Source organism: Dyadobacter luteus (genome assembly GCF_003383615.1).
In the GTDB taxonomy this organism is placed as follows: domain Bacteria; phylum Bacteroidota; class Bacteroidia; order Cytophagales; family Spirosomataceae; genus Dyadobacter; species Dyadobacter luteus.
This window is the reverse complement of the sequence record NZ_QNUL01000004.1, coordinates 249,073-266,723: the sequence shown is the minus strand read 5'-3', so window position 1 is coordinate 266,723 and position 17,651 is coordinate 249,073. Positions and strand designations below refer to the sequence as shown.

General features: G+C 45.2%; 10 protein-coding genes. 4 read left to right on the top strand and 6 right to left on the bottom strand.

Features of this window, described 5'->3' with window-relative positions:
* Nucleotides 1-74: 74 nt before the first annotated feature.
* Genes DSL64_RS07870 through DSL64_RS07850 form a run of 5 tightly spaced genes read right to left on the bottom strand, consistent with a single transcriptional unit; the run spans nucleotide 75 to nucleotide 9,241 of the window.
* Complete coding sequence (locus DSL64_RS07870) at nucleotides 75-1,487, bottom strand: APC family permease (protein ID WP_115830128.1); 1,413 nt, start codon at nucleotides 1,485-1,487, stop codon at nucleotides 75-77.
* Nucleotides 1,484-2,647 (bottom strand): LLM class flavin-dependent oxidoreductase, encoded by a 1,164-nt coding sequence (locus tag DSL64_RS07865; protein ID WP_115830127.1) that lies wholly within the window; start codon nucleotides 2,645-2,647, stop codon nucleotides 1,484-1,486. Before DSL64_RS07865 ends, DSL64_RS07870 begins: the two co-directional genes overlap by 4 nt.
* Nucleotides 2,647-4,380 carry an amidohydrolase gene (locus DSL64_RS07860; RefSeq protein ID WP_115830126.1) on the bottom strand — a complete coding sequence of 578 codons (1,734 nt, stop codon included), beginning with the start codon at nucleotides 4,378-4,380 and terminating at the stop codon, nucleotides 2,647-2,649. Before DSL64_RS07860 ends, DSL64_RS07865 begins: the two co-directional genes overlap by 1 nt.
* A 58-nt stretch (nucleotides 4,381-4,438) precedes the next feature.
* Nucleotides 4,439-5,905, bottom strand: a complete 1,467-nt coding sequence (locus tag DSL64_RS07855) for a RagB/SusD family nutrient uptake outer membrane protein (RefSeq protein ID WP_115830125.1) — start codon at nucleotides 5,903-5,905, stop codon at nucleotides 4,439-4,441.
* A 30-nt stretch (nucleotides 5,906-5,935) separates the two neighbouring features.
* Entirely contained in the window at nucleotides 5,936-9,241 is a 3,306-nt protein-coding gene (locus DSL64_RS07850; RefSeq protein ID WP_115830124.1) for a SusC/RagA family TonB-linked outer membrane protein, read from the bottom strand.
* Between the two features lie 502 nt (nucleotides 9,242-9,743).
* On the opposite strand from DSL64_RS07850, the gene DSL64_RS07845 reads away from it, so the two are divergent.
* The gene (locus tag DSL64_RS07845; RefSeq protein ID WP_115830123.1) at nucleotides 9,744-10,475 is read left to right on the top strand and encodes an MBL fold metallo-hydrolase; all 732 of its coding nucleotides are present in this window, start codon (nucleotides 9,744-9,746) and stop codon (nucleotides 10,473-10,475) included.
* A gap of 15 nt (nucleotides 10,476-10,490) precedes the next feature.
* Here the strand turns inward: DSL64_RS07845 and DSL64_RS07840 are convergent, their stop codons facing one another.
* A complete protein-coding gene (locus DSL64_RS07840) occupies nucleotides 10,491-11,684 on the bottom strand; it encodes an acyloxyacyl hydrolase (protein WP_115830122.1) in 1,194 nt (397 codons plus the stop codon).
* A 264-nt stretch (nucleotides 11,685-11,948) separates the two neighbouring features.
* On the opposite strand from DSL64_RS07840, the gene DSL64_RS07835 reads away from it, so the two are divergent.
* From DSL64_RS07835 to DSL64_RS07825, 3 genes are all read left to right on the top strand, one after another.
* Complete coding sequence (locus DSL64_RS07835; protein WP_115830121.1) at nucleotides 11,949-13,304, top strand: TolC family protein; 1,356 nt, start codon at nucleotides 11,949-11,951, stop codon at nucleotides 13,302-13,304.
* A 37-nt stretch (nucleotides 13,305-13,341) separates the two neighbouring features.
* Nucleotides 13,342-14,406, top strand: coding sequence for an efflux RND transporter periplasmic adaptor subunit (locus DSL64_RS07830; protein ID WP_115830120.1), 1,065 nt, complete (start codon nucleotides 13,342-13,344; stop codon nucleotides 14,404-14,406).
* A 62-nt stretch (nucleotides 14,407-14,468) separates the two neighbouring features.
* Nucleotides 14,469-17,624, top strand: coding sequence for an efflux RND transporter permease subunit (locus DSL64_RS07825; RefSeq protein WP_115830119.1), 3,156 nt, complete (start codon nucleotides 14,469-14,471; stop codon nucleotides 17,622-17,624).
* Nucleotides 17,625-17,651: the final 27 nt, after the last annotated feature.

Here is a 17,651-nt window from a genome sequence, read left to right as displayed (position 1 = left end):
AAAAAAGCAGGCACCCTGATATGACAGAGTGCCTGAGATGCGAATTATTGAAACGTACCCGATATTGGTCAATACTAACGGCGAAGCTTTAACAGATAAAACACCGGTATACCGCTTAAGGCAATGAATAGTCCGGGCCAGGTAAACTGAGGCTTATAAATGATGAGCAATATACAGAATGCCACACCCATCAAAATATACAATCCAGGAAGAAAAGGATACAGCGGCGCTTTGTAGGGACGCTCTACATCTGGCTTTGTATACCGGAGAATAAAAATTCCTCCTATAGTAAGCACATAGAAGATCACGGCAACGAAGGTGATCATATCCAGCAAATCCCCATAACGCCCGCTCAGGCACAGTACACATGCTATGATACATTGTACCCAAAGAGCAAATTCCGGAACGGCATGTTTGTTAAGCTTTGCAATTTTGTCGAAAAACACTCCATCACGGCTCATACTGTAGTAGACCCTGGCTCCGGCAAGTATCAAGCCATTGTTACAGCCAAACGTTGCGATCATAATCAGTACTGCAATGATAGCTGTTCCGCTGCTTCCGAATATTGCTTCTGAAGCTGCAATCCCTACTCTGTCCTTTTCAGTGAGTGCAATCTGATCCATTGGAAGTACAGCTGTGAACATCAGATTTAAAAGAATATAAATCGCGGCAACCATCACTGTTCCCAAAAGCAGACTCAATCCGATATTCTTCCTGGGATTGGTAATTTCTCCTGCTACAAAGGTAACATTGTTCCACGCCTCGTAGCTCATGATCGATCCCACCAGAGCCGAAGCAACCGCGCCACCAATAGCAGCTTTTCCTATGTATTCTGAGGATGAGCCATCAATATTGATCCTGTGTAGTTTCCACGCTTCACTCCAGTTCAGATTCCATACATCGGCCTTAAAAAAAATAAAACCAAAAATGATCAGACCGATAATACTAAGCAGTTTGGTGGAAGTAAATACAGTCTGAATAATTTTTCCGCCCCGTACGCCATTTTTATTTACATATGTCAGAAACACAATCAGCCCGATTGCAATCAGCTGAGCCGGAGACACCTTGAAATTCCCGAGAGTAAAGACAACCAGATCTTCACTGGCCCAGGGCAGAAAATAAGCTAAAAACTTCGAAAATGATACACCCACTGCCGCTATGGTACCTGTCTGGATTACGGCGAAAAGGCTCCAGCCATACAAGAATGCCACCAGTGGATTATAAGCTTCCCGCAGGTAAACATATTGTCCTCCGGCTTTGGGATACATCGCGCTCAGCTCACCATAGCTCAGCGCAGCAGCAAGCGTCATAAAACCACCGATCAGCCAGACGGCAATCAACCAGCCTGATGAGCCGACGTTCCGTACAATATCAGCGCTGACAATAAAAATGCCTGAACCGATCATACCTCCCGCTACCAGCAGAGTGGCGTCTATTAAGCCGATCTCTCTTTTAAGTTCTGTTTCCTGTGTCTGAACATCAATCATTGTAGTACGGCGTGGGTTAGCGGGGTCGACGGCTCAGATTCAGGAATACGTCCCTGTAGCTTTGACAATGAAACATTGGGTAAATGAGGTAATACGAGCCTGGCAAAATGTTCAGATTCTTCCATCAGCGGGAAACCCGAAAATATAAAAGCTCTGATGCCCATTTGCATATAACGATTAAGCTTGGCGATAATCTGCTCAGGGCTTCCGACCAATCCGCTGCCACAGCCAGAGAAAACCTTCCCGATATGAGTCCAAAGAATATCCTCGGTGTAGCCGTCTTCGTCTGCTGTTTCGCGCAGCTCATCCTGGCGAAGTACACCCAAAGACCGTGAATCCTCTCCCCTGGCTCTGATCTCAGCCGCTTTTTTCTCGTCAAACTTCGACATCAGTTTTCTTGCATAAGCTCTTGCTTCTGCTTCAGTTTCTCTTACAATGACATGTATCCTGAGTCCGAAATCAATTTTACGCCCGTGCTCAGCAGCCCTCGCAGTCATATCCTGCATGGTCGCATAGATACTTTCCTCTGACTCGGGCCAGGTGAGAAATACATCACAATGTTTGGCGCACACCTGCCTTGATCCTTCTGAAGTACCTCCAAAATAAAGCAGCGGACCTCCGTTTTGCTGATAGGGTTTCACCGGATCAGCTGGCATGTGGAACTGATATATTTCTCCGTCGTAGTCGATCCTGTCCTGGGTCCAGGCCTGTTTGAGAATTTCTATTGTTTCCTGGCATCTCAGGTAGCGCAGATCCGGATTTTCCCGAAGTCCGGGAAGATCTGAATTAATGATGTTCAGAACCAGCCTTCCTTCCAGCATGTGGTCCAGAGAGGCAATCGCCCTGGCCAGCATCGGCGGATGAATTTCTCCGGTGCGTATTGCTGTTAACAGATTGATTCTGTCAGTCTGAGGGGCTATACCGGCCGCAAATGTGAGCACATCCTGACCTACCGTATAGGCAGTCGGTAACAAAATATTGGTAAATCCCAGCTGCTCTGCATTCCTGGCAATAGCTGCACAGTGTTTAAAGCTGCTGCGACGCTGGGTATCAAGTACGCCCAAATGCTGTGTATCGCCACCTATAATATCGTCAAACCATGAAATCTCTGCCACCTGCTCGGGCGTTCTTACGTCAATAGGTACTATCTGTGATAACATTACTTCTTACTGGTATTTTTTACGTAAATGGTTTTGCCTTCCTTGATCGTCTCCAACACCTGAATGTCTTTGATTTTTAGCGGGTCAATAGAAGTAGGATCGTCCGAGAGTATCACCAGATCCGCCAGTTTGCCTTTCTCAATCGAGCCTTTGTTCTTTTCCTCAAAATATTGATAGGCTCCATTGATTGTAATCGCGCGCAGCCCCTCAGCAACAGTTACCCTTTCGTCCGGACCGATCACCACATTGGTTCTTGAAAGCCGGTTTACAGAAGATCCAAGCAAAAAAAGCTGGCTGATAGGCGTGATACCGAAATCAGTATGATTGGTAAAAGTGATACCGCGCTTGATCGCAGATTTAAGCGGACTAGAGAAAAATGCACGCTCTTTACCAAGGTTCTTGACGTGAACATCACCCCAAAAGAAAGTATGGTTTGTAAAAAACGACGGAACCAACCCCAGTTGCTTGTATTTATCAAGCTGATCGGGCCTTACAAATTGTGAATGGATTACAACCGGCCTGTGCGCTGCTGCCGAAATACCTGTCTGCAGATTTGCGTTTTCAATTGCCTTGATATACATGTCCACTGTGGCATCTCCGTTACAATGCACATAAGGCTGAATACTATTTTTGATCCCTGTCACAATTACCTTGTTGAGCACTTCCTGGGTCACGTTCGCAAAACCGGTACATTCATCATGGTTACAGCCGGGTACCTCGGTCAGGTAAGGTTTTGAGAAAAACGCCGTTTTGCCTTGCGGAGATCCATCTGCTGTAACTTTGAAACCTCCGAGTTTGAGGTGTGCATCGTAAGTGCCGAACTGATAAGATTTATCAGCGATCAGTTTGTCCAGAAAAAGGTAGTAGGGAAGCGAAATGATATCAATGTACAAGACCTTAGCTTCAGCTGCTTTCTTTAAAAGCTCCACCGATTCAAGGCTAGACAACCCGTCCTGAGCCGTTGTAATGCCCACACTTGCATAAAGCTGTTGCTGTTGTTTTAACTGCTCGAATTTCTCTTCCAGCGTTAATTTTCTCGCTTCTGCCCGTTTCACCAACCTGGCTGCCGATTCCTGTAACAGGCCGGTCGGTTCCTGTGAACCTTTTTTTCTGACAATCGTGCCACCGTCAGGATCCTTCGTAGTCTGATCTATAGACGACAGTTTCAGCGCAAGCGAATTGGCAACGACCATGTGCCCCGAAGCATGCGTGAGCACCACAGGATTATCAGGAAACGCCTGATCCAGGTCGCTCTTTTCGGGATGACGATGCTCCTCCAGCTGATCGGTATCGTAGCCAAAGGCAGAAATCCATTCTCCGTCTTTAATATCGTTATCCTTTTTAAATTTGGTCAGAACAGCAACAATGTCTTTAATGTTACGGACTGTTCCCATTGGCGGTGGCGAAAGGTTTGCATTTCTGGTCTGTCCCAATCCCATAAAGTGACTGTGCCCGTCAATGAAGCCCGGAATCAGGGTCTTACCTTTCAGATCCACAACCTGCGTGTTCTTTGCTTTTAGCTTTAACACGTCTGCGTTCGATCCAACGGCAAGAATCTTTCCCTGGCCTATTGCTACCGACTGTGCAAGGGAATTATCAGCATCAATGGTAAGTACTTTTGCATTAATAAAAATCTTGTCGGCAGTCTGTTCACTTCGGGTATTATCACGATCCGTTTGCCTGAACGCCACAAAAAAAAGCGATACCAATACTGCAAGAATTGTTCTTTTCATTTTCAGTTAATTTTGTTCAAATTTTATATGCTCCTGTTGATTCAATAAACTGTATTGCCTACCTGGGCGCAAGCTTATTGTAGGCCAATTCGTTGCTAGGCACAGGCCATACATAGTTGGCGGCAGTCGGGGCAATAGCAGGAGCTGTACCCGCATTACCTACTTTGGCAGGAAGCGGCTGGCCGGTTCTGAAAAGATCGTGAGACCTGAAACCTTCTCCGAGTAATTCAATTCGTCTTTCCTTTTGAATCGTTGCTACAAGTTCGGTTTTAGTAGCTACACCCGTGCTGAATCTGTGGCTGGCATCCGAACGATTACGCACCGCCTGCAGCAAGGCAGTTGCCTTCTCCAGATCATTGTTTTGTGCTGCGGCTTCGGCATAATTCAGCAAAATTTCTGCATACCTTATTACGGGAATGTAGGTTGTAAAAGGCGCCGAATTTTTTGAGAATTTCCTAAGCAGATTCTGCCCTGTCGCGTTGGTGGTGAGCAGCCCTTTTCTCGCATCTTTTGATTCCGCACCAAAAACGGGGTCAGAAACGATTGCAGCCGTGTTCAGATAAATAACCGGTGTGAGGTAATTACTGGCCAGAGAGCTCTGTAGCCCCGGCGCTTCCGCAGGCAAAAGGAATGGTATTGTGAAAATCGATTCACTGCCTGTGTAGGAGCCTGTGAAAACGCTGCTTATATCTGCTTCCAGTTTATGCGTAAGACTTGCTGATACATACTGAAATGGAGCCGCGGCTGAAACAATCTTGGCAGCTTCGGCAGCCACAGCTGCATAATCTGCTTTCACCAGATTCACTCTGGTTTTCAAGGCAATTGCCGATGCCTTATGTGCTCTTGATGAGTTCAGTAATGCAGTGCTGTAAGTGGCGGGCAGGTCTGTTTCTGCCTGATCCAGATCTTTCAGAATCTGCTCATACACCTGAGCCACGGTACTAAATGCCAAATCATTATTTCCGCCTGAGGTTTCTCCCTTCAGTCGTAGCGGCAGACCCACCGCAGAACTACTTTGCGTGTAGGGCTTGGCATAAGTTTGAACAAGGCTGAAATAACTGAGTGCCCTGATAAATTTAGCCTCGGCGATATAGGCATTCTTTGTGGGCTGGTCTATCACAGAAATATCTTCACTCAGTTTATCAATCAGCGTATTGGCCGAATTGATCGTGCGGTAAGCAGCACTCCAAACCGCATTGACAAAATCTCCGGAGCCGGTGATTGACTGGTTCCACACGTTGGCACCGGTGGAATTGTTTCCGTCATTCTGGCTGAACTCGTTTCCTCTCTGCTCGCTGAAAATAATGTAGCGCCCACCATAGAAAGATTCTGCTCCAAGCTGACTATAAAGTCCATTTACTTGTGAGAGGATTTTTGCAGGTGTCGAAAATGCCGTCTGCTCGGAGATACTGGTCTGTGGTTGCAGATCCAGAATATTGCTGTGGCAGGATAAGACAGCGATAGAAAAACTGCTCCACAAAAGCGTTCTTTTAAATGCCTTTCCCGTTATATATGTCTTTTTCATTTGATTCAGATGATATTAAATGTCAATTGCTTAGAAACCCAGATTTAACCCAACTGTGAACACCGAAGCATTTGCAGGAACGTTCTGATCTTTTCCGGAATTGATCGAATTTCCATTGATTGATATTTCAGGATCAGAGCCGGTGTACTTCGTAAGCGTCAGGATATTGGAAGCCTGCACATAAACCCGGGCAGATGAAATGTAGCGCCCGATGCCTTCTGAGCTCAGTGGTACGCGGTAATTGAGCGCGATATTTTTCAGTTTAATAAAAGAGCCATCTTCAACATTGGCCGCATTTGCAGACGAGAAACCACCAGTGAAACTGTCACCCCAAACCAGTTTTGGGATGTCCGTGATCTGTCCCGGTGTAGTCCAGCGGTCTTTTATGAAAGTCCCGTTGTTGAAATAACGCTGATCAGAAATAGTGGATCTTGTTCCGTTGTAAAGCTTATTGCCGCCAGAGAATATCAGCCCGATATTCAAATCAAACCTGCCCAGAGAGAGATTGTTGTTCAATCCACCGTAATAGGTTGGAAGCGACGGCCCCTGTATTCTTCCATCCGCATAGTTGTCGATAACCGGAGCCGCTTCTCCGTTCAAATAGGTAAATGCTTTGGTGACAGCGTCATACTGCACTTCCCTGTCATTGCGGTTGATGTAGATTCTGTTACCATTTTCAGGATTGATACCATTCACAGGCACAGCAAATATAGATCCTACCGAATAGCCCTCCCGGGTCACATTTTGTATACCAAAAGTACTTAGCACAGCCGGATAGATATCACCACCTGCACCCAGAGACGTTACTTTGTTTTTTAATGTTGATATATTGAAATCAGTGGACCAGCGGAACGATTTATGCTGAATAAGTTGCGTAGTAATCGCCAGCTCTATCCCTTTGTTGTAAAGCGAACCCACGTTTGCAGCAATAGAATTACCCGGAATTCCCTGAGACAACGCCTGAGGCGCATTCAGTATCAGCCCGTCAATGTTGTTCTGATAGTAGGCTGCTTCTACCGTAAACCGGTTATTGAGAAGTCCCGCGCTAAAACCGACATCGACCTTCTTGCTGGTTTCCCATTTCAATGAGGAATTACCTGCCTGACTAAAATACAGTGTTGGCAAACCGGAATAGGTGCCACTGCTGTATTGTGACAGCGACGCGTAATCATCCAGACTGCTGTTGCCTACCACACCATAACTTCCGCGAATCTTCAGGTTGTTAACCCATTTGGATATACCGGCATTTTGAAAAAAGCCTTCTTCTGAAATATTCCAGCCCACAGATCCTCCTCCAAAATTACCCCACTTGTTTCCCTCTGCCAGAGCAGAAAGTCCGTCACGCCTCAGGTTCACACTTAGCAGGTATTTTTTGCGGTAGTCGTAATTCACAGTACCAAAAAACGAGAGCAAACCATTCTCTGCCTGCACATTAGCAGCAGGAACTATGTTGGTAAAGCCGCCCTGATAACTCGAATAAAAAGGATCAGACAATCCTGAGCGCGTGGCTCCCCAACCTTCGATTTTCCTGTAGATTTCTTCATGCCCCAAAAGCACCCGCAGATTATGACTTTCTGCGATTTGCGTGTCGTAGCTCAACGTGTTGGTCCAGTTCGAACGGAAATATTTTGAATTCGAATTTGTTGCAGCACCACCATTCGGGAATCCTTCCGAACTGAACGGATTACGAAAACTGGTGTTCTCCACCACCAGATTATTCACTCCATAAACGGTTTTGAATTTCAGGTTGCTGAGCAATGCGACCTCTGCAAATACGCTTCCGATGAGTGTATTGTTTTCTGATGTATTCTTATCCAGATCCAGGATCGTTTGCAAATTATATGAATTGAATACACCTAATGAAGGACTGTTAGGACCATAACCTATATTGCCGTTGGCCGTGTTGATGTTATAGCTGCCATCCGTGTTATAAACAGGTACGTTGGGAGGCAGAATGTAGGTCAGTCTGGCCAGAGGTTGCAAACCAATATACTGTGTATTTACGCTATTGCCCGATGAGGAGGTGATTGAATTCGGAGCGACCCCTCCTGAATTAGGCCCGCTGTTAATCGAATTGGTAAATGACACATTGGTTCCCAGAGTAATAAACCTGTTCAATTTATGATCCAGGTTCAGCCTGGCACCCTGTCTTTTGAACTTATTGGTTTTAAGAATCCCGTTCTGATCAGAATAATTAACCGCAGCGAAATAAGACGTTTGTTCTGTTGCACCCGAGAAACTCACGTTGTGATTGTGTGAGACGGCAGTCTGGTAGGCAACATCATACCAGTCGGTACTGATAGGGCTTCCATCCGCGTTGGTGCCCAGCACAAAACCTGGTGTGAGTCCGGCATTCACCCTCGCTTCATTTTTAATCGTCACATAATCCTGCGCATTCAGCATTTCAGGTAAATTGAACGGCTTACTGAAACTCAGCCAACCGTCGTAAGTAACCTTAGTGCCACCTCTTTTACCTTTTTTGGTTGTGATCACCACTACCCCGTTTGCTGCGCGGGAACCGTAGATAGCCGTTGCCGACGCATCTTTCAATACATCTATTGATTCAATATCATTTGGATTGATATCCGCCAAAGGGTTATTGCCCACAGCTCCACCCGCTGAGCCGGTGAAAACTGTAACTCCATCTACAATAAACAATGGGTACACCGAGGATGTAATGGAATTGATTCCCCTGATTCTGAAAACCGGCGTGCTGTTGAGCGTACCGCTTGGTTGAACGATATTGACGCCTGCCGCCTGTCCTCCCAGTAGCTGGTCGAGACTTTGCGCAGGTCTGTTTTCGAGCTGATTGGCATTGATCTTGGAGACAGAACCTGTGAAAGATTTTCTACTTTCACTTGTATAACCCGTTACAATGAGCTCATTGAGTTGCCTTGTATCTACAGCAAGCCTTACATTGATTTCTTTGGACTCACCACCAAACCTGATTTCCTGACTAACGTACCCGATAAAAGTGAACACCAATGATCCTGTACTCTGGGTTACACGTATCTTATAATTACCTTGTTCATCGGTCTGAAACCCCGTTTGTGTTCCTTTGACAAGGATATTGACGCCAGGTAAACCTTCACCTTTATCGTCTGTTACCTTACCTGCAATTTCCTGATCCGCTTTTATCTGCAGATTTGCAGTATTGTGAACCCGGCTGTTTTGATGTGATCGGTTCTCAGTTACTGCCGGTATTTTTCCGGCATGAGCCGCTGAAAGCAACGGTACCGAGCTCATTGTGCAGACAAGTGCAGCGAGAAAAAATCTGCTTCGCCCAAAACGCCTGCCCGGAGTAATCCTGGCGGAGATTAATAGTTGTTTTTTCATATTTACGTGTCAAACCCCCCGAAGCTTTATCCGGGGTTAAAAGTGGGATTAATAATAAGAGCAGCGAAAATTATCGTTAAAATACGGGCATAGAAAAGCCTTATCCGCCTTTTCGGACGGACTCAAATTCAGTCAAAAACTTTATCTGATTTTCAACAACTTGTTTGAATTGGTAGGAATATCATGGTGGGTCAGGGTTATAATTTTATATTAATCTACTTATCCGATAGGCAAATGTCGTATTATTTTTTTTCAGAACAAGACTTTTCTTAAAAAATCCACACGATGAATTTTCAACGCCTTCTCAAAACACGAAATAATACAATTTAAATTAATGCTCGAATCTTTAAAGAATACTCGCGAACAAGCCCAAGCAACATATCTGGCGAATATCTTTCACTAATTGTACGAAGGAATCAGGACGATGCTACTTTCCAAAGTGGCGGATCGGAAGTACTTTTGCGCGTAAGCATGCTTCAATAAGTTATCAGAAATCTCAAAAATGGAAATTACCGCCCTGTCCGAAGGATTATTTACTGTAGATCGAAGTAAAATATTTGTTCCCTACAATGGTCAGCAGGCTTCCGGACCTGGGGGTGTACTGATAGGCGTAACTCCTTTTCTGATAAGTACTGGCAATGAATACATCCTGCTGGATACCGGCCTTGGATATGAAAAAGATGGCAAGCTGCAGATTCTCCAATCTCTGCAAGACCAAGGAATCCAGCCAGAACAGATAACCCATGTGATCCTTTCTCACCTGCACAAGGATCACACCGGCGGAAGTGCCGGCAAAACCAGCGGCACCTCCTATCAGCTTACTTTTCCCAATGCGAAGTATTACCTGCAGAAACGCGAACTGGATTTTGCCAGACAGCAAACAGATAATCCATCCTATCACCACCCTGCGCTGAATTTGCTAGCTGATCATCCACAGGTCGTTTTCTTAGATGATGATGCAGGGCAAATTACCGGACAGGTCCATTTCGAGGTTAGCTCAGGACATACCCCATTTCACCAGACGATAACGATTAAAGATGGAGAAAAAACCATTTTTTATGGTGCTGATGAATTGCCTCAATACAGCTATCTGACCAATAATTTCAATTATAAGAATGATTTCAACGGACGCCAGTCTATGGATTTGAGAACAAAATGGCACACCCAGGCCCAGCAGGAGCATTGGACTGTACTTTTCTGCCACGCAAAGCAGCGGTCTGTTGCAGAACTTTGATCGTTATTGAATACATCAACCCTTATTCTTTCCTGAAAATATCCTTGGCAGAGAATAACCCAGCGTCCATTCAATGTAGTCAGCTTTTCCGGCATGCGCCTTAATGGACACGCCCGCATACATTTCACGCATTAGCTTGTAGCGCACCCCTATCCGAAGAAACATCGGACCTACTTCCCCATTGAAATCATTCCGGTGGAGATAATAACCTACGTTTCCGTTCAGATATAGTCTTGATGTCAATATATGATCAATATAAAAAGCAGGACCGCCCGAGAGCAGTGCGCCTGCTTCGCCCGCATCGGATCCTGCAACCAACGCATCGTTTCCGGATGCCGAGTAGTACAGATCACCTCCTGCTCCCAGCCTCCATTTCGCACCCAAAGATCTGCTGATGTATGCGCCCAAAGTGGATTTGAAGTAACGTTTCTCATTCTCAGGGTTGAGTTGCTTGATTCCGGCTGCATAATTAATATGCAGGGCAAAATTATTTTCAAATGGCTCTACAGCCTGTTTTCTGAAAATATCCCCGACGACTTTGGGATAATAGGTCACGGACAGCGTTGTCGGAATCAGGTTAATTCCCTTATTAGGTTGTTTGATAGAGCCGTTGGAAAAATGCTTGAAGGCTAGTCCGGCACCAAGTTGAAAATGCTTGCCAAGCCTGTAGTTGGCCTGCGCGCCGAGATCAATATAGACGTTCCGTTTGGTACCCAACATGATATTCAGCGGATTTTCCTCTTCATCAAATGGCCGGAAATCAGAAGCAATCCCCAGTGAGATCCGGTAATTAAAATCCCATCGGCTGAATCTTGCCGGCTTGATTGGTATAGCAACAAATCCGTAAAGTGCAACGGGTGTTCCTATTTCAGGTTTATGAAAAGTACTGCTATACAAACCGATTCCATATATCGGAAAATTATGTCGTTGGTGATAGGGATCTGATCCCGCCCTGGTCTGCCAACCCACTCTCAAATTGACACCATTATAATAAATGTCGTTAAAATCTTCCTTTACCTGAGCGTTGTTGGCGATCATGCCCCCATTCTCATTTTCGATCTGAAAAATCAATAATGGCTTTTTGCTAAGTGTGGGTGCCTCAGCGGTATCTCTTTGCACAGCATAACGGGGATAAATCTGCGCTGTAACCGGAGCATAAATCAAAACAATAATAAACAGAACGGTAAGTCTGTAAATACCTGACTTCATAAGTGTTTGTTGATGAAATGTTATATTCCAAACTGTATGTTTGGAATATCATATTAAGTTTTGGTCACTGAATCTGATTCTTAACCAGCTGCAAATTTACTGCGGATTTGTATTGTGCAAAACAATTTCACGACTGAAACAGCCAAACCAGCCCCCGAAACGTCGCTGACTATTCACCCGCAGTTTTGTCCGTTTCAACTATTTCACTCTTCCAATACGCATCAGGTATCCTGAGTTTTGCATCACAAAAATCAACAACCAAACATGATGCAATTCAAAATACTTGCTGCTCTTGTATGCTCTTCGCTTTTGGTGGGCACCGCGCGGGCACAAACCAGTGTAACGCTGCAAAATGCACTTGAATATTCATTGGCCAACAGCGAGGTGATCAAACAGGCCCGGATCGATATAGAGAATGTTGCACAAAAAGTGGTCGAAACCAAAGCTGGTGCGCTTCCAAAAGTTGACGTGACCAGCTCGGTTACGGGCAATATTCTTGTTCAACAGTTTGTATTACCTGCTGAGGCTTTCGGAGGTGCGCCGGGTGAATTTCTGGCCATCAGAGCCGGACAAACCTGGAGTGCTATGTCTCAGGTACAGCTAAGCCAGCAGATTTTCAACAAGCAAGTATTCACCGGATTGAAAGCAGCCAGAAGCAGTGTTGAATTTTACGAATTATCGGCAAAGCTTAGTGAAGAAAACGTGATGCAGCAGGTAGCCGCCAACTTCTATCAAACGGTTATCACCCGTGAGAAAATCAAAGTGGTGGATGCAAACATTGAGCGCATTGATCAACTGGAAAAAATCATTCGTGGACAGTACGAAAATGGGCTGGCCAAAAAAATCGACCTCGACCGCGTGCTGGTAAATAAAAGTAACGTAAAGACGCAGCGTCTGGAGCTTGTAAACGCGATTTCTCAACAGGAAAATATGCTGAAATACTACATGGGAATGCCGATTGACACCGACATCACGCTTGTAGACCACACTATTGAAAATACACAACTTCCTGCTGCGCAGCCTGTAAGTAATGAGCCTTTCGATCCACGGATACTGCTTTCCTACCAGGTGCTTCACAAACAACAGGAGCTTTTGGATTTTCAACGGCAGGCCATTATCGCAGAAGCTTATCCGACACTTTCGCTGAGTGGAAATTATACGTATAACACCCAGAGTAACAAGTTCAACCTTTATAGTGGAAAGGCGCTCAGCTTTGATGCTTCCGCAGTGAGTCTGAACCTGAAAATCCCGGTTTTTGACGGTTACTCCCGACGGGCAAGAAGAAAACAAACCGAATTCGACATCATGAAAGGAAATGAGGATATCCGCAAAACGAATAATAATCTGCATCTGAATTACAGTAACGCGCAGAAACAACTTGCCTACGGACTTGAAGCGATTAACGCTCAGAAAGTCAATCAGGAATTGGCTCAGGAGGTTTTTGAAAGCACGCAGAACAATTATAAAAATGGGCTGGCTACGCTGACTGATCTGCTGGACGCGGAGTCTGAGCTGGTTACGGCACAAAACAGTTACAATGAGGCGCTACTGAACTACAAAGTGGCTGAAATAGAACTTATCAAGTCCAGAGGAGACATAAAATCACTCATAAACAAATAGGTCATCAGCCATATAGTATTCTAAAATAAAGATCGCAATGAAAAAAATCATCATAACCATCGTCACCCTTGTAGCAGCCGGCGCACTGATCGGGTTTGTTTTAAGTAACAATAAAAAGAAGAATCAGGAAAAAATAGAAATTGTCAACAAAGGTAGTGGAGCAGCTTCTGTGAAGACAGTTAAAGTTGCCATGAAAGATCTGGATTCCGATTTCAATTCCAATGGAAATTTTGTACCCAATCAGGATCTGAAACTGATGGCGGAGACCAGCGGAATCATTAGTGGAATTAAAGTTAGAGAAGGAGACCGCGTCAGCAAGGGGCAGATTCTGGCAACGATAGATGAGAAATTCCTTTCCCTTGATCTTCAAAATGCGGAGGATTCCTATCAGAAATTAAAAACCGATCAGCAGCGCTACGAAAGCTCTTTCAAAACTGGAGGTGTTACCCAGTCACAGCTGGACGATATCAATCTGCAGCTCAGAAATGCCGATAACAAGGTACAGCAGGCCAAAAGAAGGATTAGTGATGCGCATGTAAAAGCACCAATCTCGGGAACGATCAACAAACGCTATATTGAGGTAGGAACTTATCTTTCGGCAGGTACCGCTCTGTTTGACATCGTGGATGTATCTCAGCTTAAACTGACGGTGGCCGTTAACGAGAGTCAGGTAGTACAGTTGAAAAACGGTGATAAAGTAGATATCAAAGTTCCTGTTTTTCCTCAGGATTCTTTCACAGGCAAAATCTCATTTATTGCAGCACGTGCCGATGGTGCGTTGAACTTCCCTTTGGAGATCAAGGTCGATAATGACCGTAACAATAAAATTCGCGCAGGTATGTACGCAACGGCAGTGTTCAAATTCGAAAAACAAGGCCAGGCCATCGTAGTGCCGAGAAGTGCATTTGTAGGTAGTGTAAATTCCAATCAGGTGTATGTACTGGAGGGAAGTAATAAAGCGAGATTGAAGACAGTAACACCAGGACCAATTATGGGCGAATCCGTTGTGGTACTTTCCGGGCTTACTGAGGGAGAATCAGTGATTACTTCCGGACAAATCAACCTCATTGACGGTGCTACAGTTGTAGTTCAAAATAACTAACCAAAGGTAAATCAGCTTCTTCCGCTACGGAAGGCATCTTATCTGCAAAAAAATAGAATTATATGCTTTTAGCCAATATATCCATTAAACGTCCCACGCTGGTGATCATCGTATTCATTGCGTTGACACTGTTTGGACTGATCAGCTATTTTGCACTCAACTACGAGCTGCTGCCTAAGTTCTCACCTGGTGTTGTTTCCATCAATACGGTATATCCCGGGGCATCTCCCGGTGAGGTGGAAAATACGGTAACTAAAAAACTCGAAGACGCCGTTGCAACGATGGAAAACATCAAAAAACTCGAAGCGACATCCTACGAAAGTCTTTCTTCGATTGTCATCACTCTGACTGACAATGCCGATGTCGATCTGGCACTTAACGATGCCCAGCGCAAGGTGAACGCCGTATTGTCGGAATTACCGGATGATGCAGAAACGCCGTCACTGAACAAGTTTTCTCTTGATGACCTGCCTATCATCACCATGGCTGCTACTGCGAAAATGGATGACGCCGCTTTTTTTGATGTGATGGACAAACGGATCCAACCTATCCTTTCCCGTGTCAACGGAGTTGCACAGGTGAACCTGATTGGCGGACAGGAACGTGAGATTCAGGTTAATGTGAATTCGGCCAAACTTCAGGCTTACGGGCTCTCTATCTCACAGGTTCAGCAGGCCATTATGGCTTCTAACCTTGATTTTCCAACCGGAAGCGTAAAATCAAAAAATCAGGACATCCTGGTTCGCCTTGCAGGGAAGTATAAATCCGTAGACGAGCTGCGTAACCTGATCGTAGCTACCAGCGAAGAAGGTGCTCAGATCCGTCTTACAGAGATAGCCGACGTACAGGACGTTCAAAAGGATGTTGAAAAAATCGCGCGTGTTGACCGTCAGAGCGCCTTGACTGTCCAGATTATCAAACAATCCGACGCCAATGCTGTGGAAGTAAGCAAGGCTGTGAAAAAGATCCTGGTCGAGTTGCATGAAGAATACAAAAACATTGGTTTGAATATCTCCATTGCCAGTGATGGCTCTGAGTACACCCTTGAATCAGCAGATGCGGTAGTTTTTGACCTGGTACTTGCAATTGTGTTGGTGGCTGTAATTATGCTGCTGTTTTTGCATAGCCTTCGTAATGCGATGATCGTAATGATTGCCATTCCGGCATCTCTGATCGCGACATTTATTGGCATGTACCTGATGAATTTTTCCTTGAACCTCATGTCACTGATCGCACTTTCACTTGTGGTCGGGATTCTTGTCGATGATGCGATTGTGGTAATCGAAAACATCTACAGACATATGGAGATGGGTAAAAACCGCGTTCGCGCTTCTATCGACGGAGCAAAAGAAATTGGGTTTACGGTTATATCCATTACGCTGGTTATCGTGGTGGTATTCCTACCTATATCACTCAGCAGCAGCATGGTGGCACTCATTCTAAGGGAATTCTGTCTGGTAGTAGTGATTGCGGTACTTTTAAGTCTGGTAACATCCTTCACGCTCGTGCCACTGATGACCTCGCGTTTTGGGAAACTCGAACACATGACCAACAAAAGCCTGTATGGCCGTTTTATCTTGTGGTTCGAAAAACAGATTGAGAAATTTACAGTCTGGATAGCCGGACTCTTGAAATGGTGTCTGTCGCACAAGGTAGTTACCCTTGCGCTGATTACGGTGCTGCTTTTCGGCTCATTCACACTGATTACCAATAAATTCATCAGTTCAGAATTCATGCCGATGGGTGACAGGGGAGAATTTTTGGTACAGATTGAGCTGCCAAAGGATGTATCTATTGAACAAACCAATCAACTGACCAGAAGAGCGGAAGATTACCTTTCTTCGAAAAAAGAAGTAACCAAGATCATTACGACAGTAGGACAATCCAGTTCAGGCGGGATCGCCACGCTCTCTCCTACTTACCAGTCTGAGATCACGGTGCAGCTTGTAGATAAAAAAGACAGAGCTGAGTCATCCGATATATTCGCTGCCAAAATAAAGCAGGAATTGGAAAAAGAACTCACAGGAGCAAAGGTTAAAACATTGCCAATCAACATCATAGGTATGGCTCAGCGTGCGCCTGTTGAAATGGTAGTAACCGGCTCCGACCTGGATAGCGTTACTGCCTATTCTGAAAAAGTATTGGCCAAACTTCGTGACATCCCGGGTGCAGTGGAAGCGAAGCTTTCAGCCGAGTCAGGAAATCCTGAAATCTCTGTACAGGTGGATCGCGATAAAATGGCGGCACTTGGTTTGAACCTGCAGACTGTCGGAGGAACCATGCAGCTGGCATTCAATGGTAATACGGATGGCAAATTCCGTCAGGGACAATATGAATACGATATCAACGTCCGCTTTGACGATTATGACCGCAAGAATGTGAATGATGTGAGCAATATTCAATTCACCAATTCACGCGGTGAGCTTGTAAAGCTTTCTCAGTTTGCTTTAATCAGTGAAAGCTCGGGGCCGAGTCAGTTGGAACGAAGAGATAAAAACACATCTGTGAAGGTGCAGTCTCAGGCGATAGGCCGTTCCGCAAGTGCGGTGGTGGCTGATCTTGAAACGGCGATCAAAGATACGCCAAAGCCATCGGGAGTTAATTACTTCTGGGGTGGAGATATGGAAAGTCAGTCTGAAGGTTTTGGCTCACTGCTGGTAGCTTTGGTAATCTCGATCCTGTTGGTATATTTTATCATGGTAGGTCTGTACAACAGTTTTGCTTATCCATTGGTAGTTCTTTTCTCTATTCCACTTTGTGTGATAGGTGCGTTGCTTGCCCTGGCACTTACCAACAACACATTGAATATTTTCACCATGCTGGGGATGATCATGCTGATCGGGCTTGTTGCTAAAAACGCGATTATTCTTGTCGATTTTACTAATCAGCTTAAAGCAGAAGGAAAGAAAACCTACGAGGCATTGTTCCTGGCGAATCGTGCGCGTCTGAGACCTATCCTGATGACAACCATTGCCATGGTAATTGGTATGCTGCCCATTGCAATGGCCAGCGGCGCAGGAGCAGAACTTAAGAACGGACTTGCCTGGGTGATCATTGGTGGATTGATGAGCTCGCTTTTCCTGACACTGATCGTTGTGCCGGTTATTTACCAGATATTTGACAATGTGATGGATCGCTTCGGCTGGAACACGCCTCCATTACCTGTTGATGAACTGGCAGCTGAACCTTATGAGCACAAGGAAGTGTTGGAATATTGATAGATAAAAGTTGTGTTGTGTCAGGTA